Genomic DNA, 26535 nt, shown 5'->3' on the forward strand with positions numbered 1-26535 from the left:
CGGTTTACTGATTTGTGTTCAGGTGAAATGCTACAGTTTTTGAGCGCTATTTAGCGGTTAATTGCGGGGACATGTGATAATCGTAAACACACCTTGCTGCCAAGAAGTAAATCGCGAGGAACGTCAATCCAAAACTGCCAGCTGTCCCCGTTGAATAGTACGAATAACCCATGTCAATGGCATGAAGAAAGAACAGTGCCGCGGCAGCCCAAAGCCTTTTTTTGATGAGGAAGACCCCCAATACAACCTTCACTAGGTTGACCGCATGAATGATGATGTCAATGCCCTGTAAACCTTGCGGTGCCTCAAGCCTGTCCACGGCCGCCGGAAACAGAAAAAGCATGCCTGAAGCAAAAACCGAGCTGACAATACAAAGCCAACCCACAATCGTTGGGACTTTGTTCCAGAAAGAATTTGGTTTTTCGGCTGATGGGATATTTGGTGGCATATTCACAGGCTTACTCCTTGAAGCATTAATCATCATAGTAATACCCTATCTCCTAAAGACTAATCTGCCAAACACCCTGTAAAGAAAATTAGCCCCTCACAATATTCATCACATGCCGCCGGGATATCCCGTACTCCCTCGCGAGGATATCGGCCCGGTTCCCCTCCCCCGGTGGCATGCTGTGGTAGGCATCGCGGATAAGCGCATCCCGGACATGGCGGTAAAGCACCTTGCTCGGCACATCAAACGTGTCCCCGCCGTAGTAATAACTGAGCTTTTCCGCCGTCTCCCGCCCCAGTATCAGCACCAGAGGATGGTCGGGTTTCAGCATCTGGGGCACGTACACCCTCGCCCCGCCCATGGCCTGCCCCAGTCTTACCGCAGCGGCGGCCCCAATCACTTCCGCAATTTCATGTAACACACTCATGGAACGATCCTTTTTGTTACGTTATTCGGTCACTTAACGCGACTTAACGACGGTGCTCGCGTATCGGATAATCGCTTATAAATCTGCAAGATAGCGTCGATAGCCTCACCAGATTGGATCAACCGACGATCACATCGGTATACCGTCCAACCCCGTTTCATCGCCTCGGAATATTTGGTCATGTCCTGCTCAAAGCCCTTGCCGCGGGTATGCCTTCCCCCCGTCCATCCCCCGCCTTCGACTTCCACCGCCAACCCCAAGGCAGGCCAGGCGAAATCAAACCGCCAGCGACGGGTCGGGTGAAAGCGGTATTCACGCTCTGGCTCTGGCAGCCCAAGGGCAGTCAGTTGGAAAGCCAGCTCAGCTTCAAGGGCGCTCATGGTCATCCTCTTTTTTCGGCAGCCCCAGTTTTTTGCGAAGCTCAGCCACAGCAGACACTCCGGCTTCTGTGCCCATCGGTTTGCTCACCGAGGCCGGCGGCAAAGCCTTGGGGAGCTCGAATGACAAGTCCTCTCCCCTGAGCACACGCTGATAGACCTTCATGTAGGTCGATTGAAACTTGGGGTACATCTCAGCTTCAGGTTTTGAGCGAAGATCAAATACGCCTGTGTCCCGGGTGGCGACAAAAATCGCAGGGTGCGTCCACTTTGCTTCGCTGATGGAGTGAGCCTTTCTGCACGCTTCGAGATAGGCATCCCTCACGGACGGCAACCCCAAATCTTCAAGTGTTGGCTGACACCATTGAATGAACATTCCAACACTTGGAAAGTACGCATGGTTTTGGCACCGCGCGACTTTGAGTCCATATCGAATCTGGTCTTCCCGATAAAGTTCATTTTCGATAAATGCCTTTGACCAGGTTTTCTTGGCCAGCTGTTCGTCCATGTCTGTCGGTAGCGCTGAACGCCAAGCAGGAAAAATGCTTTTCAGTTCGGCAAACAGGTAATTCACTATCCTCGCTGCCAGCGCATCTAACTCGGCATTGGAAGGGCCTTTTTGAGTCCCGTGTGGAGGCTCGTTGCCAATGGCATTCTTGAGCAGTTGCTGTGTCGATTTCATCACTCACCTCCTACCAGCCGAGGTTTTGCGCCCAGCTGATATCGTCGTCGTAAAGCAATCCATCGGTGGTTTTGGTGTTTCGGGGTAACGGCGTGAGCCAATGCCGCTGCCGAATGAACTTGGTGATACCTGGAATGTATTTCCCGTAGCCATCAGTTCGCCAGTCCTTGTCTGATGCTGACGCTTCGGTGAGCCACGCCAAGGCTTTCTGGGCATCAAGCTCCGTGAGGTTTTCTGATTTCCAAGCTTTCCACGCATAGGTGTCGGTGCCTCCCTTTCGGTGGGCAGGATACTTATCGAAGAAACTTCGAAAGGCGGGAGGTTTTTGTGTCACGCGCGCAGGCGCGTTTTTACTGTCTTTTGTAATAGTGTTTTTTGTAATAGTGTCTTGTCTATTGTGGGAGTCAAAACTGACTTTTTCAGGAGTCAGAACTGACTTTTTTGAGAGTCGGTTTTGACTTTTTGACGAGTCAGAACTGACTCTTTTCAAAGGAGTCAGTTTTGACTCTTTTACGAGTCGATTCTGACTTTTTTCCTTTTCAGACTGTCCGACCCAATCCCATTCATCCGTATCTGGATTGATGCCAATTTTACGGCCCTTGGTAATCAAGATTTTTCGCCTAACCAGCTCCATTTTTACTTTGCTGATGTTGGTAATATCTATGCCTGTCAGCTCAGCCAGTTGGTCACGACAAATCCAGTCCATGGCTTTATTGAACCCATAGGTTTTCATCATGACGGCATGGACCAGCCGGCTTTCGCGGTTGGACAAATGCACGCGGCACAATGCCAACCCCAATTGATTCGCCACCCGGTAAAACCCGTCATCCGGGCTGGCAGTGCGGTGAAAAGCGACGACCTCAGCCATGGGACACTCTCCTCAGTGGCTCCACCACAATCGCTTTGCGCAAGGTTTCCAAGGCTTTGATGGCCTCATCCACTTCCTGCTGGCACTTCTCGCGCTCACGCAGGGAAAACACCCCGTCTTCCAGCGCATCCTGGATCACTTTCACAACATCACCGTGCTCGGCCGTGGCTTTCAGGACAGACTCCAACAAGGAACCGGTGCGTTGGTCTTCGGCTTTGTGCAGATCGAGCTCCGTGGTCATCGCTTCAAGGATGCGGTAGTTACCGGTGATGAGCTGGACAGCCAGGGCTTCTCGTAATGACAGCTTGTGGGAGTCGGATTGTGGATTGGCTTTGTTGATAAGGACCTGATGAGACATACCCAGTTGCTGGGCGATGTGTCTGGCAGGGATGGGCGAATCGTGGACCGTGCTATAAACGGCCGTATCGAGATGGTCCATAGGTTTATCCCTTCTTCGGTTAAACGTTCACAGCGGGCTCAGGGTGCAGTACCTTTTTGTAGAGCGTGGGGTCATAGACGAGCGCGCCTTGGGTGAGGTATTCGAGTCGCAGGGCTTGTTTTTCGGGAATGATATCGCCCCAACGGGAGACGGCCGCCTGGCTGATCCTGAGTGTGTCTGCAATCAGGCGCTGACGACCGAAGTGGTTGATGACATCTTGCTTGAGCATAACCGCCTCCAGTTATGGATTAACGAGGATTTGGTTATTAAATTTAACCACGATAAACGGTATGTCAACCCGAATAAAGGTTGAATTAACTTAACTTTGGTTATAAGTTTAACCATATGAGTACGTTAGCGAACAAAATTAAAGAAAGAATGCATGCCTTGGACATCAACCAACGGGAGTTGTCCGAGCGGATAGGTATTTCCCAGGTAGCCGTGCACAAACTGGTGAGCGGGAAAACCAAGCAGACATCAAAGATCAACGAACTGGCCACTGCGCTGGAGTGTGACCCTGCCTGGCTTGGCAACAATGACGACGTCGGGGACATGGGAGAGGCACAATGGCGGGGTGTCGAAACCTGGGACAGCCACACGCCATTGTCAGACGAAGAGATCGAACTGCCCTTCTATACCAGTATCGAGCTCAGTGCAGGCAGCGGCAGCTTTACGGATACAGAGAACACAGGCCCCAAGCTGCGCTTTTCAAAGGCCACGTTGAGAAGGCTTGGGATAGAAAAAGCGAACGCGGTGTGTGTCAATGTATCCGGTAACAGCATGGAGCCTGTGCTGCCGGATAAAGCCACTGTCGGGATTGATACCGGCGACAAGACCCGCATTGTGGATGGCGCTATCTATGCCATCAACCATGGCGGATTGCTGCGCGTGAAAGTCCTGCAAAACCTGCCGGGGGGCGGTATTCGCCTGAAGAGCTATAACAGTGACGACTACCCAGCCGAAGACTACAGCGCGGCGGAAAAACAGGACATTGAGATCATTGGCCGTGTTTTCTGGTACTCGGTATTGCTGCCACGGTAACGCCCTGTCTCAAAGTTAAGTATTTTAACCATAAGCCCCGGAAAAATAACCGGGGCTTTTTTTCGCCTTACTCTTCCTTAGTTATTTCTCATAACCAATACAGTTATATTTGATAACTGCAGTTAATCTTGTTGTGTGACCACGCAGAACAGGACAACACCATGACTATCTCAACCTGCATTCTCCAACAGGACATCAACCGTTATCTCGCGGTTCAGACCCATCTGGACGCGCGCAGAGACGCCCTTGACGACACGGTCGAAGAGATTACTGACACCTTACTGCAGCAGCAAACCTACCGCTGTGGAAACCAGACCTTTGATTTTGATGACGTCATGGCCAAGGCCATTGAACAAGACGCTTTCGTGACCGTCTGTACGCTCGCCCTGACCTGTCATCCCTCTGCGGCTGAACAGCTCTCCACCCTACTCAGAGATGCCGCCTACGCCATCGCCGAAGAGATTGCCGAAACCGCATTGGCTGCACGCATTGACGCCCATCAAGATGCCATGGAGGTATTTTAAATGAACACGTTAGCTATCCGCCGAAACAGCCAGCACCGCGAATACGTCGCCAATGTGCTGGCTGATACTGACCTCAGCACTATCAGTGAAGAAGCGCGCTTTCACCTTGAACGCCGTCTGGGTATTGGTGGCAGTGATGTCGCCGCCATCCTCGGCCTGAACCCCTACCGCAGCGCCTTTGATGTGTGGCAGGAGAAAACCGGACGCAAAGCGCCGGACGACCTCTCGGATAACCAGCGCGTTCACTTCGGCATTGAACTGGAAGACGTGGTGGCCAAAGAGTACGCCCACCGCACCGGCCAGAAAGTCCAGAAGCGTCGCCATCCTTTCGTGCACAAGTCGATGCCCTGGTTACGCGCCAACATTGACCGCTACATCGTAGGGGCCGACAAAGGCCTTGAATGCAAGACCGCCGACAAATGGACGGCCCGGGACCAGTGGGGCAAAGGCAATGTCTACCAAACGGCCAACGGCAGCGTCTCGCTGTTTCAGGCCGATGATGACGTCCCGGAGCCTTACATGCTGCAGGAGCTTCACTACATGATCGTGCTTGATAAGCGCGAGTGGGATTTAGCGGTGCTCATTGGCGGCAATGATTTCCGTATCTACACCATGACCTGGAACCAGCAGCTGGCGGACGTCGTGGTAAACCGCCTGACGGACTTCTGGTTCAACCATGTCATTGCTGACGAACCACCGCAAGCACAGACTGTGCAGGATTTGGAAGCCCTCTATGGCAAGGACAACGGCAGCAAAATCACCGCCACTCCGGAAATCGTGGATGTCTTCCGCCAGTTTAAAACCCTCAAGGAGCAAATCAGTGCGCTGGAGACCGAAGCCTATGGTCCCTTGGTCGGCGGCAAACGCATTGGCGGGCTCGACATGCAGATCAAAGCCTTTATGGGTGAGCACGCGGAAGTGCTGCTCGATGACAACGGCAAGAAGCTGTGCAGCTGGAAAAGCCAGAGTGCGCAGCGCGTAGATACTACGGCACTCAAAAAAGCCAATCCTGCCTTGATCGCCCAATTCACCAACACCACCGAAAGCCGCGTCTTCCGCGCGTAAGGAGCCCACGATGACAACCACAGAACTGGCTACCCAGGACAAGCAAGCTTTGGCCATCGTTGATATGGACATGCCCCACTACGACGTCGCGACCATGATGTTTAACCCTGACATCATGGGACGCCTTGAACGCTTTGCTGAGCTCATGGCGCAGGGGAAAACCACGGTCCCTGCCCACCTTAGGGGCAGCGTCGGTGATTGCTTGGCGGTGACCCTTCAGGCCATGCAATGGCGCATGAACCCCCATGCCGTGGCACAGAAAACCCACCTGGTGAATGGGACCCTCGGATACGAAGCCCAACTGGTCAATGCGGTCATCAATACCATGGCGCCGACCAAAGACCGGTTACATTACCAATGGTTTGGCGACTGGGATAAGTACATCCATGCCGGGCTCCAGAAGAAAGATGAAGACGGACTGGGCGTGCGCGTCTGGGCCACATTGAAAGGGGAAACCGAGCCCCGTCAGCTGGAAATTCTGCTCAAGCCTATCACGGTAAGAAACTCCCCGAACTGGAAGTCCGACCCACGTCAGCAAATTGCCTATCTGGCGGTCAAGCGCTGGTCACGTCTGTATTGCCCGGATGTCATTCTCGGCGTGTACACCCCTGATGAACTCGACATGCCAACCGAAAAAGCCATCAACGCGGTACCGCAAAATCAGAGTAAAACCGCGTCACTGCTGTCCAAACTGGCCCCGGCTCCCGAGGCCGATGCAGCAACAGAGACGCTGGACAGGGTGTTGGAAACAATCCAGGCCGCGCAAACCGAAACAGAGCTGGCGGACGTGGAAAACACCGCCAAGACACTCCCGCCAGCCGCACTAAAGACCGCCCGCAGCGCCTACAAAGACAAATTGGCCAGCTTGCGCGCAGCCGATGAACAGCCAGAGCACGTCGTTGATGCCGAGCAGGAGGAATAAGATGCTGACCGTATTATGTCGATTAGGGGCGGACGCGGTGCTAAGGACCACGCCCAACGGCCACAACGTGGCCAGTCTCTCCCTTGCCTATTCCATTGGCTATGGCGCGAACAAGGAAACCCAATGGCTCAATGGCCAACTTTGGGGTGATCGAGCGGTGAAACTGGCCCCCCACCTCACCAAGGGCAAGCAGCTGCTCATCCATGCCGAGGACGTGGCCGTCGAGACGTACCAAAAAGGCGATGGCACCACCACCGCGTCGCTGAAGGCGAAAATCATGAACGTGGAATTCACCGACAGCGCCAAGACCGAGGCGTCCCCGGCGCAAGCCCACCCCGCGGCGCCGATTGAGACTGACTGGCGTGATATCACGCCCCCTTTCTAATGGATTGAACGTCTTCGGAGGTTCGAATGAGCAATTATCACTTTATCCGGCTGTCTGATTGGGCAGCCGCCGTATTCCCTGGTGAACATTACTCCGCAGCGACCATGTCACGCTGGGCCAAAACACGCCAAATTGATCCGCCTCCGCTAAAAGTGGGCGGTCGATGGATGGTCAGGCAGGACGCGCGGTTTATTGGGCTTGGCGAGGTGGCCAGCCATTCGTCAGACCCATTGGTTGAAAGGATTTTGCACCATGGCCGCTAGACCCCGCTCTCATAACCTCACCATCCAGAACCTGTATGAAAAGCTCGATAAGCGATCCGGCAAAGTCTATTACCAGTACCGGGATGCCAGAACGGGCCGTTTTCATGGGCTGGGCACCGATAGAAAACGAGCCATTGCAGCTGCTAAAGAGCTTAACGAGCGGATCGCCGTCCAAATGCTGGAGCACTACCAAAACATCCTCGAACAGAACACCGCCAAGGTGACCCGTCACGGTATCCGCACCGCCACCTGGTGCAAAAGGTACATGACACTTCAGCGCGAACGGCGAAAAAGCGGCGAGCTGACGGAGAATACTGTCAAGCAACGGGGCTATTGCATCAAGGTGCTCGAGACCCGGCTTGGACAGGTGGGACTGAAAGACATTGATACCAAATCACTGGCCAAAATCCTCGATGAATACCGAGCCAAAAAGAAAACGCACATGGCGGCGCGGCTGCGCTCAACCTGGATAGATTGCTTTAAAGAAGCACTTCACGCCGGGGAGATTGAAGGCGGGATCAATCCGGCGGTGGCGACACGTGCGCCAAGGCTCAAGGTGGCAAGAAACCGCCTCACAAGGGACGAATGGCCACTATTGGTCGAGACGGCCAAGAAACAGTCTTTCCCCTATATGTTGCACTCACTTTATCTGGCCCTCACGACAGGATTACGGCGGCAGGACCTGTGCGATTTGAGGTTTTCGGACGTCAAACACGGCCATCTGTTGGTGAGTATCAACAAATCACGGGGCAAGACAAAACTCGCGTTTCCATTGACGCTGACTAACCCATTGGTTGGCCTGTCCTTAGGGGAGATCATTGAACTTTGCCGCGCTACGGGCGTGCTCAGTCACTACCTGCTCCACCTCACCACCAAACATGCCCCCACGCGCAAGGGCTCGAAGGTCAGTGCAATGTCTCTCAGCAAATCGTTTCTCAAAATCCGCGACGAGAGCGGTTTGACATGGAAAGATGGCACGGCGCCGAGTTTTCATGAGCTGCGCTCGCTGGCTGAACGAACCTACGCCGACCTAGGCTATGACACTCAGGTGTTACTGGGACATAAAAGCCGGAAAATGACAGACAAGTACCATGATGAACGTGGAAGTGAATATGTCTATGTCAAAGCGCCTTCAAAACTGTGACGTTGTCACTCAAAACCCGTTTCTAGGGATGAAGGGACAATGCCACCGGATCATCGCTGTCGTTTTGGAGGGATAGTTTTGGAGGGATTTTGGAGGGAACTTTTTATTACTCCCCACCAAAAAAATGAAGGAAATAGAGATAAGAAGGCATTTACCCGTTTTAAAAACCCCAAAAACCCCCGTTAAACAGTCAAAAACAAAAGCACTAATCGCTTGTTACTGATGTAATAAATGGGAATCTTTATCAAATTAAATCAAAAAGCGCCGGGTCTCCCCAGCGCCTCACATAACCTTACCCAAATTTAGCGTTTTTACTTCGCAATATTGAAGAAAGCTCCATCTTTACAGGTGAAGGTGTAGTACTTCTCACGCTCCATGTACTTCTCGAAACCTTTACCTTCACAGTAGGTCGCGTTCAAATCAGAAGAAATGTTGAGACGGCTATCGACTACGCGTTGGTCTGGGTTTGGCATTGACTCCGCCGTTTCAATGGAAGAGCAACCTACCATGAGTGCGGCTGCGGTAAGAGAAATCAGTAATTTTTTCATTGTTATTTGCCTTTATAAAACGTAGTTGGAGCCATCATTGCAAGCGAGCTTAATTTCGCCGCTCTTACTTGAGACGAAGTCGCGAATACCCATGCTAGAGCAATATACCCTGTCCATCTCGACTATTTGTTCCAAAGAAATGTCACCACGGATAATGTAGGAGCTACCGCTATCACACATCACACGCAGTCCATCAACCGTATGTGAATAGGCTTTGGCACTGTCGCTTTGACAAAGCTTGATAGACGCATCGATACGTTCATCCATAGGATCCGGTGCAGACGAACAGGCTGCGAGCAGGAAAACGCCAGAAGCCACAAGTAACTTTCTCATCATCTGTTTTAATCCCAAAACTTAACACTTCCAACACATTAGCACAGACTGGGTGGTGAAAACATATTGCGATTTGGTTCAAATCAAAAGTTTGAGGTTATCTTTGAGGCGTTCGATGGAAGATGCGGCTGTCACCGGTGTGACGCCATAATCTGAAATGGTTTTTAACACTAACGCTGAGGTTGTCGTTTCGTTCTCTTCTGCCTGCATTTGTAGCTCTTCAACCATGATTGCGTTAAGCAAGTTATCGTATTCATCGGGCAGTTCGTCGGGAGAAACCTCATAGCAGCCGTCAAGTAAAGGGCTGTATCCAATGATTTCGGGTTTACATTCGAGGTGCTTCAACTCTCCAAACAAGTGTTCATTCATCACTACCTGCGGGCCAAAATTGGCGTCGATATTCGGAGAAAGTAAGGTATAGCGATACTGAGCACATTGAAAAGGCTCCAAGCCATTATCATTAATCACGTCGACCAGCTCTAATACTCTAGGTTCGTTAAAATTTGAGATACCCAGAGACTTCACCGTGCCTTGTTCCACCAGAGATGACAGAGTTCGCCATGTATCCAGCAGAGGTGTCGATGGATCATCAACATGCGCATAGAGTACATCAATGAAATCCGTTTGAAGGCGAGATAAGCAATCATCGATTGACTGCATAATATTATTTGGAGAAAGCCCATCTAACTTGTCATAAGTGAAGCCGTCTACCGACTGGGCGCCGATTTTTGTCATGATTTCAACATCGTTACGGTTTTTGGATTTTAGCCACTCTCCGATCACCGTTTCACTTTCACCACCTTTTCCATCAGGGTGCCAGACAGCGTAATTATTTGCGGTGTCCAGACGCCTTCCCCCCATTTCCAGATAACCATCAAGAACCGAAAAGCTCTCTTCGCGGCTGGTGTATGTGCCAAACTTGGCCGTACCCAAAATGATGGGGAACATATGCGCTCGCCTCACGTTCGCTAACCTATCGAGCAAGCTCAAAAGGTTGCAATTATTTTAATAGTCATATTAACCATAGACTTTGAGGGGAAAGAGGACAATACGCGGGAGATCAAATCACTATGATGATTCAGAACTTGAACAACATCGTGATGAATAGTGAAGTATACATCCGCTAGGAACTAATAACCGGTTGCTTCCATAAATCCTAAGCCGTTAGCAGAACCATTAATCAAAATTGGTCCTTCCCAATACGGAAAAGTAAACGGTAACCAATTCTGCTCATGAACAGGTTCAGTGGTCAGCAGAATATCATGCGAAGGAACCTTGACCTGCCATTTGACAGGCAAATGACGCCCTGTAGGCATTTTGGCAAATGCAATGGGTGTTAAGTCGATGTCACTGTTGTGAAGCGTTGTAGAAAGCCCTGTTGCGCTGGTGATTGAACCGAAACGATAAGGCGCTTGCTCTCCTCTCACCTGGACCACCATTAATGACCGCCCGTCATCAAGTTGGATAGAAAACCAATCCCAGCCCATTTGGTCTTCGCTCAGTGCCTGAGTGCTCCATTCGCGGTCAACCCAGCCTTTTCCGGAAACCTTAACCGATTTACCGCCTAGTTCGAGTACTCCTTCCATCGTGACTGCAGGAACGCTGAAATAGTAAGAAGCGACATCTTTTTCTGCATGTTTTTGGCTGTATCCTTTGTCTCCTTGAAGGATCTCCGACTTGGTCTTTGACATTGCCAAATTGAACGAGAAATCTTTGTCCGCGGCTTGGAGTTTTGCAGGAAATGGGCTGTCGCCTTTGCCAAGCCATTGCCAGTTATCAAGCCATACATTGAAAGGCTTATCAGCAACACCCGCTTGTCCAATACCACCTCGTGAAAAGCGTTCAGCAGAATAAACACCTTCTTTGCTGGTTAGGACAGCATGTGCCATGAATATCTGATTGTTTTCCCAGCCTTCGCCCATTTCTGGAGAAAGCGCTGAACGAAACAGTGTCCACTGTATGCCATATTGGTTTCCGTCTTCATCCTGAAGATTACCGGTGACATACCACCACTCCTGACGAAAATCGTCATGTGACCCATAATCTATTGGAAACTGAATATCTCTTCCGGGAAAGACTTTCGCGAACTGATCGGCATTGCCTGCGACTAAAGCAGCAACTGCGCTTTTATCCGGCGGATCGTCTTTTAACAGCACAGAACCAAACAGCGCCAAAAGACAAAGCAGAACGGCGAAGCTCCAGCCAATGACTGTCAGCATAAAGGTTTTTGGTTTCATCTCGCGCATTACTGAGCTTCCCGCAAGGATAGGATTGCTGAGCGTTTAATCAAACGCCACACGGGCCAACACCCAGCCAACAGCAACGTGAGCAAAGAGCCACCCAAGGTGATGAGATAACTGGTCGGGAAATAGGACACCGACATCGTCCAGCCAAACGAATATTTCAGCACAATATTGATCAAGACTTCGGCGATGATAAGACCAAGTGGCAAAGCAAAGAGCGCAGAGAATAATCCAATCAGCATCAACTGACCGCCACCTAAGAAAGCCAACTCTCTGCCAGATATACCCATATAGCGCAGCAATGCATATTGACGCTGACGAGATAACTCCGTTGCCAGTGTCGAGAAAAACAGCCCGCAAATCGCAATGATCAAAGTCAGGGTGCAAAGCGTGTCTGTGACGAGGAATGTGCGATCAAAGATACGCATTGCTGTTGCTAGAATATCTCTTTGATTGCTGACCTGCGTCTCCTGCAAGTTGAACTGCTTTCGCATTTCATCAACCAAAATACTTTCATCCGCACCGTCATTAAAGAGCGCTGCCACGCCAACCCGCCCTGAGTCTTGAATCCAAGGAATCAAAGACGAGCGATTAGAAATGATGACCTGACTGTAGGGGTTGCCGTAGTCGAAGTATATGCCAGCCACTTTCCAGCCATCTCCGAAAGGTGCTGGCAGTGAAATACTGTCTCCAGGCTGCGCGTCAAATTTAAGCGCAAGAGACTCGCTCAGCATCATGGATTTACCCTGGTGAAGAAGGTTCCAATAGTCCGGTGCGGCCACTTTAATCGCCAAAGCTTCGCGCTCTTCAGCGCTGGTACCAATACTGTGGACTTCAACAATACCTTGAGCGGTGTCTATTTCATGTCGCCATTGGACCAGACTGCGTTTCACCTCGTCCTGACCTTCTAGCCAATCTGAAAGCTGTTGGGCAACTTCTTTTTCCGGCTTCACATAGATGTCTGCGGCAAGTCGTTGTTGCAACCAACTTTCCGTTGTGGTCCTGAAGCTGCCTACCATGGTTTCCATACCAATGTTGGTAGCGATAGCCATCATAAAAGCCATGGCCGCTATGCCACGATAGCTTAGGCTCGCAGATGCATCAGATAGGAACCAACGAAGGCGTGCAATTTTGATTTTTTCGGAGAGTAGCAGGAAGCATTTCCACATCATGAATGGTAACAATAAACCACCGCTGATAAGGATAAGCGCAATAAGTGTAAAACCTTGAGTCTGGCTCTGGGGCGCACTGTACACCAAAAGTGCGATAACAATTAAGATTGACGCAACGATGGCCTGCCAGCTGAATTCTCGTCCAGAGAAGCTAACCAGAGACATACGTTTTGACAAGCGCGCAGGTGGCGTAGTCAGTAATCGATATAACGGCCATCCCGATGCCAAAGCAAAACCGCAAACGCCCAACAGGAAGCTGTAGAAACCCCACTCCCACTGCCAATGCAAAGTAAGATCGACGTTGGCGCCATAGAGATCACTCAGTGTTGTTGCTACGGTCGGCATGAGTTTTTGCGCCAGTACTAGCCCCGCAATGTTACCGCCAATCAAACCCATAAAGAGCCAAATCAGCATTTCCAAGCTAACAACCCAAGCCAACGATTTCCGTCCAACGCCTAATTCCCGCATCAAGCCGACTAGGGGTTGGCGTTGCGCCATTGAAAGGGAAATTGCTTGATAAAAGATAAAGAGACCCACAACGAAAGCCAGCAAACCCATGGCGAAAAGGTTTAGGTGGAAAGCGCGGGTTAAAGGACCCAGCTGTGCTGTTTCGGTTCGGGATAGTGTAATGGTTGATGGAAGAACGTCACGCAACGCGTCTCTCTCAGCTTTGTCCATCGCGCCACAATAGATCAGTTTGAAACCGTCATGATCTGACAAACCACGAATTACCGACATGTCGCCGAAAATACGCGTACCGGAGCCAATCTGACCGCCCTCTACCAGCTTGATTGGGCCAATTTCTTGGCCATCTTGAAGGCGGATTTTTTGTCCATCAACCCACCCAAGGTGGCTCGCAAGTTCAGTGCTGACCCACTGGGTAGAAAATCCATCTCGTAAAGGCTGTTCTGCCGCGGCTGAATCAGGGTTAGCAACGTTAAAGGCGAACATCGCTACAGTGTCAACACCCATCAGTTGAATGTCGTGTCCATCCTGTGTCGACGTTCGGTAAATATCTACCGGCACGCACTGATTAAACCCTGCACGCCGCATAGAGATATAGAGAGGTTCATCAATACGTTTACCGCGCTCGCGATGATGCAGAACATAAGGAAACGGGTTGGTAAATAAGCTAGCGCCTTTTTGATAGCTGTCCTGCGCGTGTTGATTGATCGACATAACGCCGACCAACAAAGCCACACCCAGTGTTAATCCCAGCCAGACAAGAAGAACCTGAAAAGGATGTCGGCGGTAGTGTCCGAATAGCGCTTTAGCTACGGGTACGTACATTAAGAACGCCCCCTTGCAGCATGACACGATGACCGAGGTAGTCCGCCACTTTTTCACTGTGCGTGACAACGAGCAAAGTGCAATCGAGCGAATTGGTCAGTGTCGTCAGAAGACGCATTACTGCATCAGCATTGCGTTCATCCAAGCTGCCTGTAGGTTCGTCGGCTAGCAAGATCTTTGGTTCCATATAAAGAGAACGGGCAATTGCCGCGCGCTGTTGCTGACCACCTGACACTTCCTCTGGATACCTGCCCAGCAATGGCATCAGATCAAGTGCGGAGAGGATTTGTCGCCACAAGCCATCATCATCATGAAGCCCTTTCAGTTGGCGGCAAAAACGGATGTTGTCTGCAATAGTGAGCGTGGGGAGAAGGTTGAATTGCTGGAAGACCATGCCGATGTTGTGGCGGCGAAAACGCGTTCGATCACGCTCTTTCAAGTCATGGATGGGAGTGCCAGCAACAATTATCTCGCCCGAATCAGGATTATCCAGACCACCGATAAGGTTGAGCAGAGTACTTTTGCCTGAGCCACTCTCCCCCATTAACGCTACTTGGTCATGCTTAGCCAAGGATAGCTCTGCGCCTTGCAAAACTGGATGGAATTCCCCTCCATCAAGATAGCCTTTGCAAAGTCCAACCAGCTCTAGCATTTTTTCCCCTTGGTTTTTCCAACGAGCGTCAAAAAAGGTCGCGCGATTTTGTGATATGTGAAGCAATTTACCGCAATCTTCTGCGTCAAGAAAGGTGTTTGAATCCACAGCACATTTTGACAATTAATCACAATCGCCTATTTAACCATCAATTATTGCAATCAATATCCAGCTTTAAAGGCACAGTAAATCACATTTTTTTCCGTTTTTTTCAGATAGCCTTGATTCCTCGACACTGTGCTGACAACGGACAATCACGCTTTTGCTTTCTAAATTATCTTATTTCTCAATAAGCTTAATGCGATAAAGATCAGCGACAATGACAAAGAATACGAGCAATTCTCTCGCAGAGATCGCTCAATAGGAATGAAGTAGTTTGCGATGAGATTCAAAGTATGACGCCCAGTAAAAAGATTCTAGTGATCGGTGCTAAGGGCTATATGGGCAGTCATTTAGTGCCACCCACCGCAACATTTACCACTGCTGTTTGGCATGAAAGCTCCGGGGCTAGGTCACCTGGAATTTACGGTTAGAGATTTGGCGGAAACACGCTTGTTAGATATCCGCGCTTTGTGGCATCCAGCGGGTTTCGGCAGACTGCTGTATTGGTTTGCGATGATGCCCGCCCACCTTTTCATCTTCAAAGGCATGGCGTTCGCATTGGCCAAAAGAAGTGGTGCAGAGGAAACTGTTCCTTCGCACCACACTTAATCCAATAGATTAAGGCTTTAAGCTGTCCGGCAACACAAGTAGCCGGTCAGCCTGGTTCTTTGGCCAAATCTGGTATTCACCATGGTATTTCACGATGGATTTGTAGTCAGTTACTTTGGTCATCAGCATGCCGTGCTCGCGGACAGTTTCAATAAACCAAGGTTCTGGACCGCGAACAAAAAGGCTCATTGGTTTTATCAGCTCCCCGGCTTCATTGAAGCTTTTGTCCAAAGCAAGACTGCAGACCGCAAAGGAATGCTGACCGTCTGAAATCACACGCACCTTACGGTTGATCTCGTATTCGGTGTGAATCATCCAATCCGCACGTTCGAGCGTGGCTACCAATGCATCAAACTGGCTTTTAGTAATCGCACTGTGCTCATCACCTTGCGGGAAGTGGTGATGATAAACGCTCGCGATATGTTGCATTTGCCCTTTAATATTGGCGTGTTTGCCCATACTACGACCCTGCTGCACCCAGGTCGCCATCTCTTTAGAAACAGAGTTTCCAAAGCGCTGTTTTTTCACTGCCTGTGCAACCCAGCGGCAAAGGAAAGACTCTTCACTGACTGGGTTGCTTTGTAATTTACCGTTGGCCTTTGCTTCTTCAAGTTCAGCAAGGGCGGAATCCACGACGGATTTAATGTCTTCGATGTAGCTCATTTTCTTATTTTTTCGCTAAGCCCCAGTAAAACAGGGCGGATAAAAACGCACACGCCGCCATAGCCCCGGTCATCGGCCAGGCTGAATTCACGTGAATCACCGCAACTGTACCACCAACTATGGTGCCCGTACCAAATCTCAATGTTCCCGCCAGCGAAGACGCAGTCCCCGCAAGCTCGGGATACGCACTCAATACACACGCCATGGAATTGCTGCCAACAATAGAGATGGTGCCAACAAAGAACATAACGGGAATCACTGTTCCCCATAAGCCCCATTCAAAAGCTTGTCCCGCAATCAGAGCGACACCAGACAGAAGTTGAATCGTTAGGCCGATTTGTAACATTTTCTCACTGCCGATTTTGCGCACAAACTTGCCGTTAAAAGAGGTCATTACAATCAGACAGACGACGTTCAAGCCGAACAGATAACCAAAGTTCTGGGTACTTACGCCATAGTAGTCGATGTACACGAATGCACCGGCAGTCAGGAATGAGAACATGCCCGCGAAAGAAAAACCGGATGCAAAGATATAGCCGACAGACTTTCTTGAACGCAGGATCTTCAGATAATTGCGCAGCGTTGAGCCAAGACGAAGTGGCGGCCTTCCCTTCGCGGGTAAGGTTTCTGGAATCAGTGATAACACCAAAACAATAACCAACGCGGCAAAGCCCGCTAATACCCAGAAAATCGAACGCCAGCCAAACCAAACCGCCAGATAACCACCAATCATCGGCGCTGCAAGCGGTGCCACCGTCATCACCAGGGTGATAAACGACATAGTGCGCGCAAATTCTTCGCGGTCAAACATGTCCCGTACCAATGCCGCGATAACAACCGCTGCTGCAGCACCAAAGAAACCCTGGGCAGCTCGAACATAGGTTAAGGTTTCAATATCTGCCGCCAATGCACTGACAACCCCACCAACCAAGAAAAATGCGACACCGCCAATCAGGACAGGGCGTCGGCCATAACTGTCGGAAATAGGGCCATGAATCAACTGACCAACTGCAAAGCCTGCTGTATATGCCGCCAATGTCTGCTGAACTTGCCCTGGGGTGACGGACAAGTCACGGGCAATTTCGGGCATTGCCGGCAGGTACATATCAATAGCTAAAGGCGTGAGCGCGGCAATGGCACCGAGCACAAGGATCAAGAGAAAAGTCAGCTGTTGCTGCTGTTGGTTTACTGCATTCGTCGTCATGTATGCCTTGGTAAAAGAGGAGGTAGAGAAAAAGTTGCTTACCCTGACGGATTCAGAGATTCGCTTACACCCAGCCATCACAGAGTGAATGGGTATAGATCACATATTAACATCAAGATTCATTCCAGTGAGGAAATGATGCCTTTCTATCTGGATGCAGTCGATTCAACCTTAATCTACTGAATTAGCAATTTATTATTCAGATCAAAAAGCGCTGCAAAGTTGTCTTTGCAGCGCTTTATTTGAATAAGACTATTACTGCTTAGGTAAGAACAAGGCGATCTCTTCTTCGGTCAGCTCACGGTACTCACCTGGCTCAAGCTCTTCATCCAGAATAAGTTCACCGATGGATTCACGATGAAGACCAACCACCTTATTACCTACCGCCGCAAACATGCGTTTTACCTGATGGTACTTGCCTTCGTGAATGGTCAAAAGCACTTCTTTATCGTCAACCTGCTCCATCTGAGCTGGCAAGGTTTCTGCCTTTTCACCGCGGAGTTTAATGCCTTCTAAAAAGGTTTCAGCAATACCCTTCTCGACTGCATCATCCAGCCATACACGATAGGTTTTATGACATTTATGTTTTGGAGACGTCACGCGGTGCGACCATTGGCCGTCATCGGTCAGCAGCAAAAGACCGGTGGTATCACAATCCAAGCGACCAGCAATGTGCAGCTTCTCAGCGCCAATTTCATCCAGCAGGACAAAAACCGTTGGATTGTAAGGATCGTCGTGAGAACAGACATAGCCTTCAGGTTTGTTCATCATGTAATAACGAGGTCCTGACAGGCTCAGCGATATACCATCAAATTCTACATCTGCATCTTCAGCAATTTTGACGGCACCGTTTTTAATCACTTCACTGTCAACCGTGACACGTTCTTCTTTGAGGACTTTCGCTGCTTGTTTGCGCGTTACGCCTACCGTCTCACACAGGAATTTATCTAGCCTTATCATCGCTTCTCACCACAGATTTCTTAGGGCGCGGATTATATACTTAAACTTTCTTGATAGGCAGCGTTTAAAGCGGTGCTCCAAGTGTTTTATCAGTAAGAGACATAACCCAATATCTGGTCCCATTACTAATTGTTGAAATTGCACTCTCGGATTCAATGTCTATAACTAAGAGATGCCGAACTTAACAAAAACGCCACAGTCTAAACTCGTAACTTCCAAAATATGATTATAATCTCGCATCGACTAACTTATTGATCAGGGAAGCATTTATGAAAATTACGCTGCAGTCGCCTTCCGTAGAGTCAATGCCACGTCTACTTGAACTTTCAAAGTTTATGCACGACCACGAAGCACTGACTTTTGATGTCGAACATGTGACTTCCGCATTCAGTTTCCTCATCGGACACCCCAACCATGGTGACGTTTTTCTTATCAGCGCTGATCAGGAAAACGAACAGGAAGTGATCGGATTTGTCGTTCTCTGTTACAGCTTCAGCATCGAGCTGGGCGGACAGATAGCAGTTATCGATCAAATATTCCTCCAACAGGATTGGCGTCGTCAGGGCGTTGGCTCTCACGTACTGCCAAAAATTGAAGCACACGCAGAAGAGAAAGACTGCAGGGCAGTTATTCTCGAAGTGAATATCGGCAACAGCGGTGCCCGAGAGTTTTACGAGCAGTTTGACTACATAGCCCGCCGCCAGCACTGCATTATGTCCAAGCGCTTATCGCGCTAGCCTTTACATTGTGTGGCAGATACACTGGGCAGCCTTGAATTGGCTGCCTTTTAGATTCCATGTATACCCTTCGCCCCTATCAGTCTGACGCTGTTAAAGCAGTCGTCCACTATTTTCGAAACAACACCACCCCAGCCGTTGCGGTGCTGCCTACTGGTGCAGGAAAAAGTCTGGTTATCGCAGAACTGGCGAAGTTGGCACGTGGTCGTGTTTTGGTACTTGCCCATGTAAAGGAGCTTGTTGAGCAAAACCACGAAAAGTATGAAGGGTATGGACTGAAAGGTGGGATTTTCTCTGCGGGTCTCGGCAGAAAAGAAAGTGGCGATAAAGTCGTGTTTGCTTCTGTGCAATCCGTGGTGCGAAATCTCGATGCTTTCAAAGACCAGTTTTCTTTATTGGTTATTGATGAATGCCACCGCGTACCAGATAACGAAGACAGCAGTTATCGCAAAGTTATTTCTCACCTTCAAACCGTTAACCCTGGCATCAAGGTATTAGGGCTGACAGCCACCCCCTATCGACTCGGTATGGGTTGGATTTATCAGTATCACACCGCTGGCCGGGTTCGCAGCGAAAAACCCAGATTCTTCCGTGATTGTATCTTCGAGCTTCCTATCCGATTCTTGTTGGATGAAGGCTTTTTAACGGAAGCAAAGATACTCGATGCACCTGTCTTGAGCTACGATTTTTCATCACTCAAAGCGTCACCAACCGGATTCTATAAAGAAGCGGATTTGGACCGCGTGATAGAAAACGCACCAAGGGCAACGCCCCAAATCATTAACCAAGTCCTCGATTATGCCAAAGAGCGACATGGTGTGATGCTCTTTGCCGCCACAGTAAAACACGCTCAAGAAATTCTCACCCTACTGCCTGAGAACGAATCGGCACTTGTCATCGGTGATACGGCGCAAGATGAACGTGACAACATAATTCAGCGCTTCAAAAAGCGGGAAATTAAGTATCTGGTCAACGTTTCAGTGCTAACAACCGGCTTTGATGCGCCACATGTCGATCTCATCGCCATCTTGCGTCCGACAGAATCCGTCAGCCTGTATCAGCAAATTGCAGGACGTGGATTACGGCTCTCTCCCGGTAAGACCGACTGTTTGATTCTGGATTATGCAGGCAATGTCTACGACCTATACCAACCTGAAATTGGTGATCCCAAGCCGGATAGCGACAGCGAAATCGTGACTGTTCCCTGCCCGGCCTGTGGCTTTAACAACAATTTCTGGGGCAAGTTGGATAACAACGGTTTTCTGATTGAACACTATGGTCGTCGTTGTCAGGGCTTTTTCGAAGACGATGAGGGCGAAAGGGAAATCTGTGGTTACCGTTTCCGTGCCAAGTTCTGCAGCGAATGTGGCGCAGACAATGACATTGCAGCGAGACGCTGTCATCAGTGTGATCACGCATTGGTCGATCCTGACAAAAAGCTGAGAGATGCCTTAAAGCTCAAAGATGCCATGATCATGGCCTGCGCTGACATGCGATTAACGGCAGGTAAAAACAAATTCGACAAACCACATTTAAAAGTCACTTATGTCGGGCAGGATGGCGCGGAAATTCATGAAATCTGGCCCCTTTCGACCAAACGCCAAAAGGATGAATTTCTCGCTAAATTTATCAATCCACATTTGGTTGACCGACACAGGCCTTTTACAGACACAGCGCCTTCTAAAGTCGCGCGTGCAGAACACAGGCTGAGGTTTCCTGACTTTATTGTGGCAAGAAAGAACGGGCGGTTTTGGGCAATTAGGGATAAAATCTTCGACCTGAATCAGTTTGCCTCGCAGCAAGAAGTCAGGACCATGTTCAAAAGCGTAGCGTGAGTGGGAAATTCACCCAACCCACCTCGAACTTGGTGATAAAGAATACAATGCGTGTAGTTATCAAGCTAACAGGCATTAAATCACTGGTAACGCTTGTTATTACCCAGTCTCAATGTTAGTATCCGCGCTCGATTTACTTGGTACTTAGTTTGGTCGCAAATCTAGGTACTTATTTCCAACTCTCTATTTAAGAGTATTTATTATGAAATTCGAAGCAGTAGTACGTACTGAGCAGGGTAAAGGTGCGAGCCGCCGCCTGCGTCACGCTGATCAATTCCCAGCAGTAGTTTACGGTGGCGAAGCAGCTCCTGTATCAATCGCTCTGGACCACAAAAAAGTGATCACTCAAATGGACAAGCCTGAGTTCTACGAAGCGATTACTCTGGTTATCGACGGTACTGAAGTTAACGTTAAGCCTCAGGACATCCAACGTCACCCATTCAAGCCAAAAGTTATGCACATGGATTTCATCCGCGTTTAATTGCTTTGAGCTTGAATTGAAAAAGCGCCTTTCGGGGCGCTTTTTTGTGTCTGGAATTTGTGATCGGCGAATTAGTCGTCTTCCTCACCAAACAAAGACTGTTGTGGACTGGTTTCTTCTATCTGCCCTTCTGTGTCCTTCGCCAACTTAGCCCGCATCACGCGCACGTAACGCTGCTTACAAAGTCGAATAACATTGCGTCTTTGCTCACCGGTAAAGTCATTCCAGTGAAAGCGCTCTTCCCTGCTACGAAAGCAACCTTTGCAGTAGCCTTTGTTATTCACCTGACACACACCAATGCAAGGGCTGGGCACGGTAAAGAAATCGAGTTGTTCCATACACCCTCCGATGTCGTTTGTGTCTGTGTTTTCATTCAAGCGAGTTTTCAGTCGAAAAGCAAATTTCCTTCTGTAACACGTTGATATTAACTTTAAGTCCAATTATTTCCGCTTAGGTGATTTCTACTAGTGAAATATAACTCCATTACGTTTAGTGGTCTAACTTTGTCAATCTGACCACATAAACTTTTGGGTTATCGCTTTTTTGCAGTACAGAGCTCCAACCATGAAAGCATATACCCAAACAGCCTGAAGATACTCACATTCAGAGGTCATCAATGCGTTCAATTCGAGGCAAATTTCGCGAGGAATAGTCATTCTATTTCCGTGGAATTTAACGAAGAAGTGGGCGCATTGAGGCCCTCCCTTCGGGCGAGTTGACTGACGTGGGAACATGAAGGTCAGGAAGTAATGGCTAAAGTTGGCGATAATCTACCAGCCTGCTTTGGCACCGATAATGAAAGTTTTTCTCGCGATTTTTGATTGTGGTGATGTCTATAAAGTGTGTACGCCAAACCGAGGCGCTGTCTGCTTTGACCCGGTTCTTGACTCTCGCACTTAAGTTTCAAGCGTCTATTTCTTCTAGTTCGAAGCATTTTGAAGACAAAGAGCCGGGCAATAAATGCCCGGCTCTTTGTTTTTCTTCAACGAATAAAGCCGAATTTAGAACAACCCTAACTGCGGCATCGCCAAATCATCAAAGTTCTTCCCAATAAAAGGCAATATACCGTCGGCAATAGGCTTCAGTTGTTTATCGACATAATGTTGATAGTCATACGGACTATCCAATGCTTCTAATGGCTCAGCGCCGTTAACGGTAATCACATACTCAATCCAACCGCCGTGCTGATACTGAAGATTACGCCCTAGCTTCTTGTTCACTTCATCGGCTTTACGTGCCGCTTTCACATGCGGTGGCACATTCTTCTCATAATCAGAAAGCTTACGGCGTAGTCGTTTACGATAGATAAGTTGCAAATCATTGTTACCGCGTAACGTATCTTCAACCGTATTACGCACGTATTCTTCCACCTCTTCTCCGTCAAAAACCTTCTGATACAAGGTTTGTTGGAATTCTTGCGCCAATGGAGTCCAGTCCGTCCGAACCGTTTCCAACCCTTTATAAACAATACTTCGCTCGCCATCTTTATTGACCAAACCCGCATAGCGCTTTTTGCTGCCGGTATCCTGTCCGCGAATCGTGGGCATCAGGAATTTTTGGTAGTGCGTTTCGTATTCAATCTCAAGCGCGGAGGTAATTTCATAGTTTTCGGTTAAGTGGTTAACCCACCACGCGTTGATATGTTCCACCAGCGCTTGACCTACCTCATCCGCTTCTTCGTTTGAATAGAGCCTTCCTAGCGAAACAAAGGTTGAGTCAGTATCGCCATAGATGACTTCATACCCTTTTGCTTCAATCAGCTCACGGGTGGTCTTCATAATTTCATGACCACGCATGGTGATTGACGAGGCCAATCGATGATCAAAGAAGCGGCAGCCCGATGAACCCAACACACCGTAAAAGGAGTTCATGATGATCTTAATCGCCTGCGAGAACGCCTTTTCGCCTTTCAGCTTGGCTTCGTCACGGGCTTTCCAAAGGTTTTCGATCAATGACGGCAGGAAATGTTTTTCGCGGTGAAAAACACCACCGCGGAAACCTGGCACACTGGTTTCCTCGGCTTGAAGCCCTTCAATCAAACCCAGTGGGTCAATGAGGAAGGTACGGATTATCGAGGGATACAGGGATTTAAAATCCAATACCAGCACCGAGTCATACAAGCCAGGCTTACTGTCCATCACATAACCGCCGGGGCTGGCAATCCAGTTTTCGCTAGCCAGCGTTGGCGCGATATAGCCAGCACGATGCAACCTTGGCATATAAAGATTAGTGAAAGCCGCCACTGAACCACCAATACGGTCCAGTTCAATCCCCGTTAAACGACTGCGCTGGATAAGAAATTCCAGTAAGTGGGTTTGTTCAAAAATGCGGTTAACCAGCACACAGTCCTGCAGGTTGTATTTGGCAAGAGCAGGTTTGTCGTCACGGAACATCCGGTTGATGGAGTCCATACGATCATAGGGATTATCAATCGCTTTACCTTCGCCGAACATTTCACGGGATACCGATTCAAGCGACCATGAACGAAAGCTGTATGTCGCCGTTTTCAGCGCATCAATCCCATCAATCACCACGCGCCCCGGCAAGGTGATAAACCCTTGTCGGCTGTTTGAAGAGTCGCGCCAATGTGCTTTTTCGCCACCGCGCCCTAATCGCAAATCCAGCTTGTGGAATGCAGCGCGTTTGACCAGAAGTCTGAAGTCAAAATCAATCACACTCCATCCCACGACCACATCAGGATCAAACGTTATGAACCAATCATTGAGCGCTTTCAGTAAGTCATATTCTGATGCTACCCATTGAATCCAAGGGTACTCATCAGCATTGGCTGGCTTATCGCCAATCATGATGACGCGGCTGTCACGTTCGCTATCTAGGCCTATGGAGTAAAGGACGCCCTTTTCTGAGCATTCGATATCGAGAGACACGCGGGAAAGTGAAGTGGAATAGTCGGACGATTTCGCTTTGGCTTCACGATATTCCGTAAAGCCTCTGCGTTGGGTCGCCTTACCAGCGAAGGTTAATCCACCACAGATAAACCTTTCCATCAGATAGCGGTCAGGCAAACGAACATCAGATTCGAGGGTATCAATTTCTTCCATCTGAAGAAGACGGCTTGCACGATTGGCAGCGTTGATCGTATTGAAGTAAAAACCAGATACCGTCTGCAGAGTAAAATCTCTCAGAGGCAGTTCTCGGCAAGTGAAGGCGATACCTGCGGTATTGAGTATTGTCTGAGCCTGATTCACATGAACAGACGCCACAAAAAACACTGGCTTTTCGCCCGTGACAATCAATTTCGCGGGTCCATTGTCAGTCTGAGCCCAGAATGTCAGCTCAGTCTGTTCGCCGATATCACGACTGTGCCGACTGATTAAAAAACCGTCTTGATACTGCAAGTTAGCCTCAGAAATAACAATCTCACGTGCAGTATACCCCAGCTTGTTGTGTATGTTTGATTTTATCTGTATGTACGAACAGTACTATAGCCATGAGTACATGATGAAGCCCTTCAACCTGCGAGAGTTCATCGCCCGGGTGAATGCGCTGCCTCAGGCTAACTCCAAAGAAGTGATTATCTCTGTGGATGGTAGTCCAGATGCAAAAACCGCTTTTCTTCAGCACCGACCAACTGGATTGGTTCTTCAATTCAATCACCGGAAACCATGAGTCGTGAGGCCTTTCGTATAGCTGAAAAGTGGATCAAAAAAGGAAAAATCTAAGAAGTAAAAGTGCTTATTCCCACTCGATTGATGACGTCGGAAAATACATCCACTTTCAAGGAGTGGTAACCAAGGTCCGTTAACCCTAGGGGCTGTTGACCTTTGGTGATGATTTTTGCAGCAGTTTGTGGGGATTTTATGCAAGGCAGAGGCTTCGATGTGTAGCTAGCCTACATGAGAAGCCGATAACGCTGCAGAAATTTCCCACAAACGCTGCCCGAAGGGTTCTGCTCTAAGCGTTTTATGCTTTGTTGAGGTGTATTTGCTTAGAATCACTAGGCGGTACACACCTCGCCGCGCCTAAAACGCTTATAGCCAGAACAAAATTTAACCACCAAAGGTCAACAGCCCCTAGTCCCTTGCCAATGACGATTGCTTATTCTCTTTGCCCAAAAAGGTCACGGTTATACCGAACAGAATGACCGCTGCAGAGATGACCATTCTCAATGTCAGCGTTTCATCCAGTAACATATAGCCAGCAAGCGCTGCAATGATTGGCACAGATAACTGCATCACCCCAGCTTGAGTCGCTTTAAATTGTTGGACGACGCCATACCAAATCGCATAACCAATCGCTGACGCCCCTGCACCAGATAAGACCGCCAGCCAAATACCCTCCGAAGACACAGTGTTCATTGGGATGTTGAGCAAGAAGAATGGCACGACGAAGAAAATGCTCAAACGGAAGTTAATACAGTTAGCTGGAAGCTGCGGCACTTTCATTTCCTTCCCAAGTACACTGTAAATGCCCCACGCTACGCCAGAAATCGCCATCAAGCCCGCGCCCCAAGCATCAGGCGCATTCATTCCCGGAGAGACCATGTAACCAAGGCCCGCAACAGCGATTAATGCCCCAATATACTCCAATCCACTCGCTCCACCTTCTTTGTGGTGGCTATATGCGAACATGGTTAGCTGAACGAAAGCGAACAGGATAAGCGCACCAATACCGGTTTCCAGATACATGTAAGCAAAGGAGAAAGTCGCCGCATAGAGAAACAACATGGCAGCTGCGAGCCAGTGTTCCATCGGTTGCTGAACCAAAGCACATTTTGGTGAATCACTGTCTTTAGCGTGAAAAATATATGAGAGGATATAGAGCACTAGCGCACCTGATACCAATCGAATCGACGTAAAAGACGCCGGATCTATATCGCTTTCTGCTAAAGCCATTCGGCACAATACCGAATTGGCGGCAAAGAAGGTCATCGCGACCAAAGCCATCGTCAGGTTTTTCAGCGTTAACTTTGTCATGTGAACCATCTTCACCGTCCTTATTTCATCACTTGCTAAATCTGACCGCCTTAGCCTGCTTCCACTTTCACAACTTTGAGAAAAACCGGATATTTAGGTAAATGCCCCTGAACTTTTTCAAATTACCTTAACTGATTGATATTTACTCAAGCATACGGCGAAGTTTGGTAAAACGCTCTGAAAG

General features: G+C 49.1%; 30 protein-coding genes and 1 pseudogene. 12 read left to right on the forward strand and 19 right to left on the reverse strand.

The window, feature by feature from the left end; all coding sequences use genetic code 11:
* Positions 1–46 precede the first annotated feature (46 nt).
* The 7 genes from K6Q96_RS09135 to K6Q96_RS09165 form a co-directional block, all read right to left on the reverse strand.
* Positions 47–454: a hypothetical protein gene (locus K6Q96_RS09135; RefSeq protein WP_251875149.1), complete on the reverse strand. Its 408-nt coding sequence runs from the start codon at positions 452–454 to the stop codon at positions 47–49.
* An 82-nt stretch (positions 455–536) separates the two neighbouring features.
* The gene (locus tag K6Q96_RS09140) at positions 537–875 is read right to left on the reverse strand and encodes a Mor transcription activator family protein (RefSeq protein WP_251875150.1); all 339 of its coding nucleotides are present in this window, start codon (positions 873–875) and stop codon (positions 537–539) included.
* A 29-nt stretch (positions 876–904) separates the two neighbouring features.
* A complete protein-coding gene (locus tag K6Q96_RS09145) occupies positions 905–1255 on the reverse strand; it encodes a putative endonuclease domain-containing protein (protein WP_251875151.1) in 351 nt (116 codons plus the stop codon).
* Complete coding sequence (locus K6Q96_RS09150; RefSeq protein WP_251875152.1) at positions 1242–1934, reverse strand: replication protein P; 693 nt, start codon at positions 1932–1934, stop codon at positions 1242–1244. The genes K6Q96_RS09145 and K6Q96_RS09150 overlap by 14 nt, the downstream gene beginning before the upstream one ends.
* A gap of 10 nt (positions 1935–1944) precedes the next feature.
* Positions 1945–2802, reverse strand: coding sequence for a replication protein (locus K6Q96_RS09155; RefSeq protein WP_251875153.1), 858 nt, complete (start codon positions 2800–2802; stop codon positions 1945–1947).
* Entirely contained in the window at positions 2795–3241 is a 447-nt protein-coding gene (locus K6Q96_RS09160; RefSeq protein ID WP_251875154.1) for a phage regulatory CII family protein, read from the reverse strand. The genes K6Q96_RS09155 and K6Q96_RS09160 overlap by 8 nt, the downstream gene beginning before the upstream one ends.
* Before the next feature lie 19 nt (positions 3242–3260).
* The gene (locus K6Q96_RS09165; protein WP_251875155.1) at positions 3261–3470 is read right to left on the reverse strand and encodes a Cro/CI family transcriptional regulator; all 210 of its coding nucleotides are present in this window, start codon (positions 3468–3470) and stop codon (positions 3261–3263) included.
* Positions 3471–3586: 116 nt separating this feature from the next.
* Between K6Q96_RS09165 and K6Q96_RS09170 the strand changes: the two genes are divergently transcribed.
* The 7 genes from K6Q96_RS09170 to K6Q96_RS09200 all read left to right on the forward strand — a co-directional run bounded on the left by K6Q96_RS09170 (position 3587) and on the right by K6Q96_RS09200 (position 8585).
* A complete protein-coding gene (locus tag K6Q96_RS09170; protein ID WP_251875156.1) occupies positions 3587–4282 on the forward strand; it encodes a S24 family peptidase in 696 nt (231 codons plus the stop codon).
* A gap of 161 nt (positions 4283–4443) precedes the next feature.
* Positions 4444–4806, forward strand: coding sequence for a hypothetical protein (locus K6Q96_RS09175; RefSeq protein ID WP_251875157.1), 363 nt, complete (start codon positions 4444–4446; stop codon positions 4804–4806).
* The gene (locus tag K6Q96_RS09180; protein WP_251875158.1) at positions 4807–5871 is read left to right on the forward strand and encodes a YqaJ viral recombinase family nuclease; all 1065 of its coding nucleotides are present in this window, start codon (positions 4807–4809) and stop codon (positions 5869–5871) included. It begins immediately after the preceding gene.
* Positions 5872–5881: 10 nt separating this feature from the next.
* Positions 5882–6793, forward strand: coding sequence for a RecT family recombinase (locus tag K6Q96_RS24905; RefSeq protein WP_289623559.1), 912 nt, complete (start codon positions 5882–5884; stop codon positions 6791–6793).
* Position 6794: 1 nt separating this feature from the next.
* Entirely contained in the window at positions 6795–7178 is a 384-nt protein-coding gene (locus K6Q96_RS09190; protein WP_251875159.1) for a single-stranded DNA-binding protein, read from the forward strand.
* A gap of 26 nt (positions 7179–7204) precedes the next feature.
* On the forward strand, positions 7205–7441 hold the full coding sequence (locus K6Q96_RS09195; protein WP_002542500.1) for an excisionase: 237 nt from the start codon (positions 7205–7207) through the stop codon (positions 7439–7441).
* Positions 7431–8585 carry a phage integrase Arm DNA-binding domain-containing protein gene (locus K6Q96_RS09200; RefSeq protein WP_251875161.1) on the forward strand — a complete coding sequence of 385 codons (1155 nt, stop codon included), beginning with the start codon at positions 7431–7433 and terminating at the stop codon, positions 8583–8585. Before K6Q96_RS09195 ends, K6Q96_RS09200 begins: the two co-directional genes overlap by 11 nt.
* A gap of 311 nt (positions 8586–8896) precedes the next feature.
* Here the strand turns inward: K6Q96_RS09200 and K6Q96_RS09205 are convergent, their stop codons facing one another.
* From K6Q96_RS09205 to K6Q96_RS09230, 6 genes are all read right to left on the reverse strand, one after another.
* Entirely contained in the window at positions 8897–9133 is a 237-nt protein-coding gene (locus K6Q96_RS09205) for a putative periplasmic lipoprotein (protein WP_251875163.1), read from the reverse strand.
* Between the two features lie 12 nt (positions 9134–9145).
* Complete coding sequence (locus K6Q96_RS09210; RefSeq protein WP_251875165.1) at positions 9146–9469, reverse strand: hypothetical protein; 324 nt, start codon at positions 9467–9469, stop codon at positions 9146–9148.
* A 75-nt stretch (positions 9470–9544) separates the two neighbouring features.
* Complete coding sequence (locus K6Q96_RS09215) at positions 9545–10414, reverse strand: aldo/keto reductase (protein ID WP_251875167.1); 870 nt, start codon at positions 10412–10414, stop codon at positions 9545–9547.
* 182 nt (positions 10415–10596) lie between these two features.
* Positions 10597–11712: a lipocalin-like domain-containing protein gene (locus tag K6Q96_RS09220; RefSeq protein ID WP_251875169.1), complete on the reverse strand. Its 1116-nt coding sequence runs from the start codon at positions 11710–11712 to the stop codon at positions 10597–10599.
* The gene (locus K6Q96_RS09225; protein ID WP_251875171.1) at positions 11712–14171 is read right to left on the reverse strand and encodes an ABC transporter permease; all 2460 of its coding nucleotides are present in this window, start codon (positions 14169–14171) and stop codon (positions 11712–11714) included. Before K6Q96_RS09225 ends, K6Q96_RS09220 begins: the two co-directional genes overlap by 1 nt.
* Entirely contained in the window at positions 14152–14823 is a 672-nt protein-coding gene (locus tag K6Q96_RS09230; protein WP_251875173.1) for an ABC transporter ATP-binding protein, read from the reverse strand. The genes K6Q96_RS09225 and K6Q96_RS09230 overlap by 20 nt, the downstream gene beginning before the upstream one ends.
* A 456-nt stretch (positions 14824–15279) precedes the next feature.
* Between K6Q96_RS09230 and K6Q96_RS09235 the strand changes: the two are divergent.
* A pseudogene (locus K6Q96_RS09235) lies at positions 15280–15534 on the forward strand (DUF2867 domain-containing protein); the annotation flags it as partial.
* Between the two features lie 9 nt (positions 15535–15543).
* Here K6Q96_RS09235 and K6Q96_RS09240 read toward each other — a convergent pair.
* From K6Q96_RS09240 to rsuA, 3 genes are all read right to left on the reverse strand, one after another.
* Entirely contained in the window at positions 15544–16197 is a 654-nt protein-coding gene (locus K6Q96_RS09240) for a DUF2913 family protein (protein WP_251875175.1), read from the reverse strand.
* A 4-nt stretch (positions 16198–16201) separates the two neighbouring features.
* Positions 16202–17401, reverse strand: coding sequence for a Bcr/CflA family multidrug efflux MFS transporter (locus tag K6Q96_RS09245; RefSeq protein WP_251875177.1), 1200 nt, complete (start codon positions 17399–17401; stop codon positions 16202–16204).
* Between the two features lie 255 nt (positions 17402–17656).
* Positions 17657–18361 carry a 16S rRNA pseudouridine(516) synthase RsuA gene (gene rsuA / locus K6Q96_RS09250; RefSeq protein WP_251875179.1) on the reverse strand — a complete coding sequence of 235 codons (705 nt, stop codon included), beginning with the start codon at positions 18359–18361 and terminating at the stop codon, positions 17657–17659.
* Positions 18362–18630: 269 nt separating this feature from the next.
* Between rsuA and K6Q96_RS09255 the strand changes: the two genes are divergently transcribed.
* The 3 genes from K6Q96_RS09255 to rplY all read left to right on the forward strand — a co-directional run bounded on the left by K6Q96_RS09255 (position 18631) and on the right by rplY (position 21414).
* Entirely contained in the window at positions 18631–19098 is a 468-nt protein-coding gene (locus tag K6Q96_RS09255; protein ID WP_251875181.1) for a GNAT family N-acetyltransferase, read from the forward strand.
* Between the two features lie 59 nt (positions 19099–19157).
* A complete protein-coding gene (radD, locus tag K6Q96_RS09260) occupies positions 19158–20933 on the forward strand; it encodes a DNA repair helicase RadD (RefSeq protein WP_251875183.1) in 1776 nt (591 codons plus the stop codon).
* Positions 20934–21135: 202 nt separating this feature from the next.
* Positions 21136–21414 carry a 50S ribosomal protein L25 gene (gene rplY, locus K6Q96_RS09265; protein ID WP_251875185.1) on the forward strand — a complete coding sequence of 93 codons (279 nt, stop codon included), beginning with the start codon at positions 21136–21138 and terminating at the stop codon, positions 21412–21414.
* 71 nt (positions 21415–21485) lie between these two features.
* Here the strand turns inward: rplY and K6Q96_RS09270 are convergent, their stop codons facing one another.
* A complete protein-coding gene (locus tag K6Q96_RS09270) occupies positions 21486–21752 on the reverse strand; it encodes a DUF1289 domain-containing protein (RefSeq protein WP_251875187.1) in 267 nt (88 codons plus the stop codon).
* A 663-nt stretch (positions 21753–22415) separates the two neighbouring features.
* The gene (locus K6Q96_RS09275) at positions 22416–24773 is read right to left on the reverse strand and encodes a DNA polymerase II (RefSeq protein WP_251875189.1); all 2358 of its coding nucleotides are present in this window, start codon (positions 24771–24773) and stop codon (positions 22416–22418) included.
* A 52-nt stretch (positions 24774–24825) separates the two neighbouring features.
* Between K6Q96_RS09275 and K6Q96_RS09280 the strand changes: the two genes are divergently transcribed.
* Positions 24826–25044: a response regulator transcription factor gene (locus K6Q96_RS09280; protein ID WP_251875191.1), complete on the forward strand. Its 219-nt coding sequence runs from the start codon at positions 24826–24828 to the stop codon at positions 25042–25044.
* Positions 25045–25448: 404 nt separating this feature from the next.
* Here the strand turns inward: K6Q96_RS09280 and K6Q96_RS09285 are convergent, their stop codons facing one another.
* Positions 25449–26351, reverse strand: a complete 903-nt coding sequence (locus tag K6Q96_RS09285) for a DMT family transporter (RefSeq protein ID WP_251875194.1) — start codon at positions 26349–26351, stop codon at positions 25449–25451.
* Between the last annotated feature and the right edge of the window lie 184 nt (positions 26352–26535).

This window comes from Grimontia kaedaensis, from assembly GCF_023746615.1.
Classification (GTDB): Bacteria; Pseudomonadota; Gammaproteobacteria; order Enterobacterales; family Vibrionaceae; genus Enterovibrio; species Enterovibrio kaedaensis.

What these genes read in the sequence shown, in the direction of transcription:
- K6Q96_RS09170 (WP_251875156.1), top strand. Translation starts at nt 3,587, where the DNA reads ATGAGTACGTTAGCGAACAAAATTAAAGAAAGAATGCATGCCTTGGAC.
- K6Q96_RS09190 (WP_251875159.1), top strand. Translation starts at nt 6,795, where the DNA reads ATGCTGACCGTATTATGTCGATTAGGGGCGGACGCGGTGCTAAGGACC.
- K6Q96_RS09215 (WP_251875167.1), bottom strand. Translation starts at nt 10,414, where the DNA reads ATGTTCCCCATCATTTTGGGTACGGCCAAGTTTGGCACATACACCAGC.
- K6Q96_RS09245 (WP_251875177.1), bottom strand. Translation starts at nt 17,401, where the DNA reads ATGACGACGAATGCAGTAAACCAACAGCAGCAACAGCTGACTTTTCTC.
- K6Q96_RS09220 (WP_251875169.1), bottom strand. Translation starts at nt 11,712, where the DNA reads ATGCGCGAGATGAAACCAAAAACCTTTATGCTGACAGTCATTGGCTGG.
- K6Q96_RS24905 (WP_289623559.1), top strand. Translation starts at nt 5,882, where the DNA reads ATGACAACCACAGAACTGGCTACCCAGGACAAGCAAGCTTTGGCCATC.
- K6Q96_RS09140 (WP_251875150.1), bottom strand. Translation starts at nt 875, where the DNA reads ATGAGTGTGTTACATGAAATTGCGGAAGTGATTGGGGCCGCCGCTGCG.
- K6Q96_RS09175 (WP_251875157.1), top strand. Translation starts at nt 4,444, where the DNA reads ATGACTATCTCAACCTGCATTCTCCAACAGGACATCAACCGTTATCTC.
- K6Q96_RS09150 (WP_251875152.1), bottom strand. Translation starts at nt 1,934, where the DNA reads ATGAAATCGACACAGCAACTGCTCAAGAATGCCATTGGCAACGAGCCT.
- K6Q96_RS09240 (WP_251875175.1), bottom strand. Translation starts at nt 16,197, where the DNA reads ATGAGCTACATCGAAGACATTAAATCCGTCGTGGATTCCGCCCTTGCT.
- K6Q96_RS09200 (WP_251875161.1), top strand. Translation starts at nt 7,431, where the DNA reads ATGGCCGCTAGACCCCGCTCTCATAACCTCACCATCCAGAACCTGTAT.
- K6Q96_RS09225 (WP_251875171.1), bottom strand. Translation starts at nt 14,171, where the DNA reads ATGTACGTACCCGTAGCTAAAGCGCTATTCGGACACTACCGCCGACAT.
- K6Q96_RS09270 (WP_251875187.1), bottom strand. Translation starts at nt 21,752, where the DNA reads ATGGAACAACTCGATTTCTTTACCGTGCCCAGCCCTTGCATTGGTGTG.
- K6Q96_RS09155 (WP_251875153.1), bottom strand. Translation starts at nt 2,802, where the DNA reads ATGGCTGAGGTCGTCGCTTTTCACCGCACTGCCAGCCCGGATGACGGG.
- K6Q96_RS09255 (WP_251875181.1), top strand. Translation starts at nt 18,631, where the DNA reads ATGAAAATTACGCTGCAGTCGCCTTCCGTAGAGTCAATGCCACGTCTA.
- K6Q96_RS09160 (WP_251875154.1), bottom strand. Translation starts at nt 3,241, where the DNA reads ATGGACCATCTCGATACGGCCGTTTATAGCACGGTCCACGATTCGCCC.
- K6Q96_RS09230 (WP_251875173.1), bottom strand. Translation starts at nt 14,823, where the DNA reads ATGCTAGAGCTGGTTGGACTTTGCAAAGGCTATCTTGATGGAGGGGAA.
- K6Q96_RS09280 (WP_251875191.1), top strand. Translation starts at nt 24,826, where the DNA reads ATGTTTGATTTTATCTGTATGTACGAACAGTACTATAGCCATGAGTAC.
- K6Q96_RS09205 (WP_251875163.1), bottom strand. Translation starts at nt 9,133, where the DNA reads ATGAAAAAATTACTGATTTCTCTTACCGCAGCCGCACTCATGGTAGGT.
- K6Q96_RS09165 (WP_251875155.1), bottom strand. Translation starts at nt 3,470, where the DNA reads ATGCTCAAGCAAGATGTCATCAACCACTTCGGTCGTCAGCGCCTGATT.
- K6Q96_RS09145 (WP_251875151.1), bottom strand. Translation starts at nt 1,255, where the DNA reads ATGAGCGCCCTTGAAGCTGAGCTGGCTTTCCAACTGACTGCCCTTGGG.
- K6Q96_RS09180 (WP_251875158.1), top strand. Translation starts at nt 4,807, where the DNA reads ATGAACACGTTAGCTATCCGCCGAAACAGCCAGCACCGCGAATACGTC.
- K6Q96_RS09285 (WP_251875194.1), bottom strand. Translation starts at nt 26,351, where the DNA reads ATGACAAAGTTAACGCTGAAAAACCTGACGATGGCTTTGGTCGCGATG.
- K6Q96_RS09210 (WP_251875165.1), bottom strand. Translation starts at nt 9,469, where the DNA reads ATGATGAGAAAGTTACTTGTGGCTTCTGGCGTTTTCCTGCTCGCAGCC.
- rsuA (WP_251875179.1), bottom strand. Translation starts at nt 18,361, where the DNA reads ATGATAAGGCTAGATAAATTCCTGTGTGAGACGGTAGGCGTAACGCGC.
- radD (WP_251875183.1), top strand. Translation starts at nt 19,158, where the DNA reads ATGTATACCCTTCGCCCCTATCAGTCTGACGCTGTTAAAGCAGTCGTC.
- rplY (WP_251875185.1), top strand. Translation starts at nt 21,136, where the DNA reads ATGAAATTCGAAGCAGTAGTACGTACTGAGCAGGGTAAAGGTGCGAGC.
- K6Q96_RS09195 (WP_002542500.1), top strand. Translation starts at nt 7,205, where the DNA reads ATGAGCAATTATCACTTTATCCGGCTGTCTGATTGGGCAGCCGCCGTA.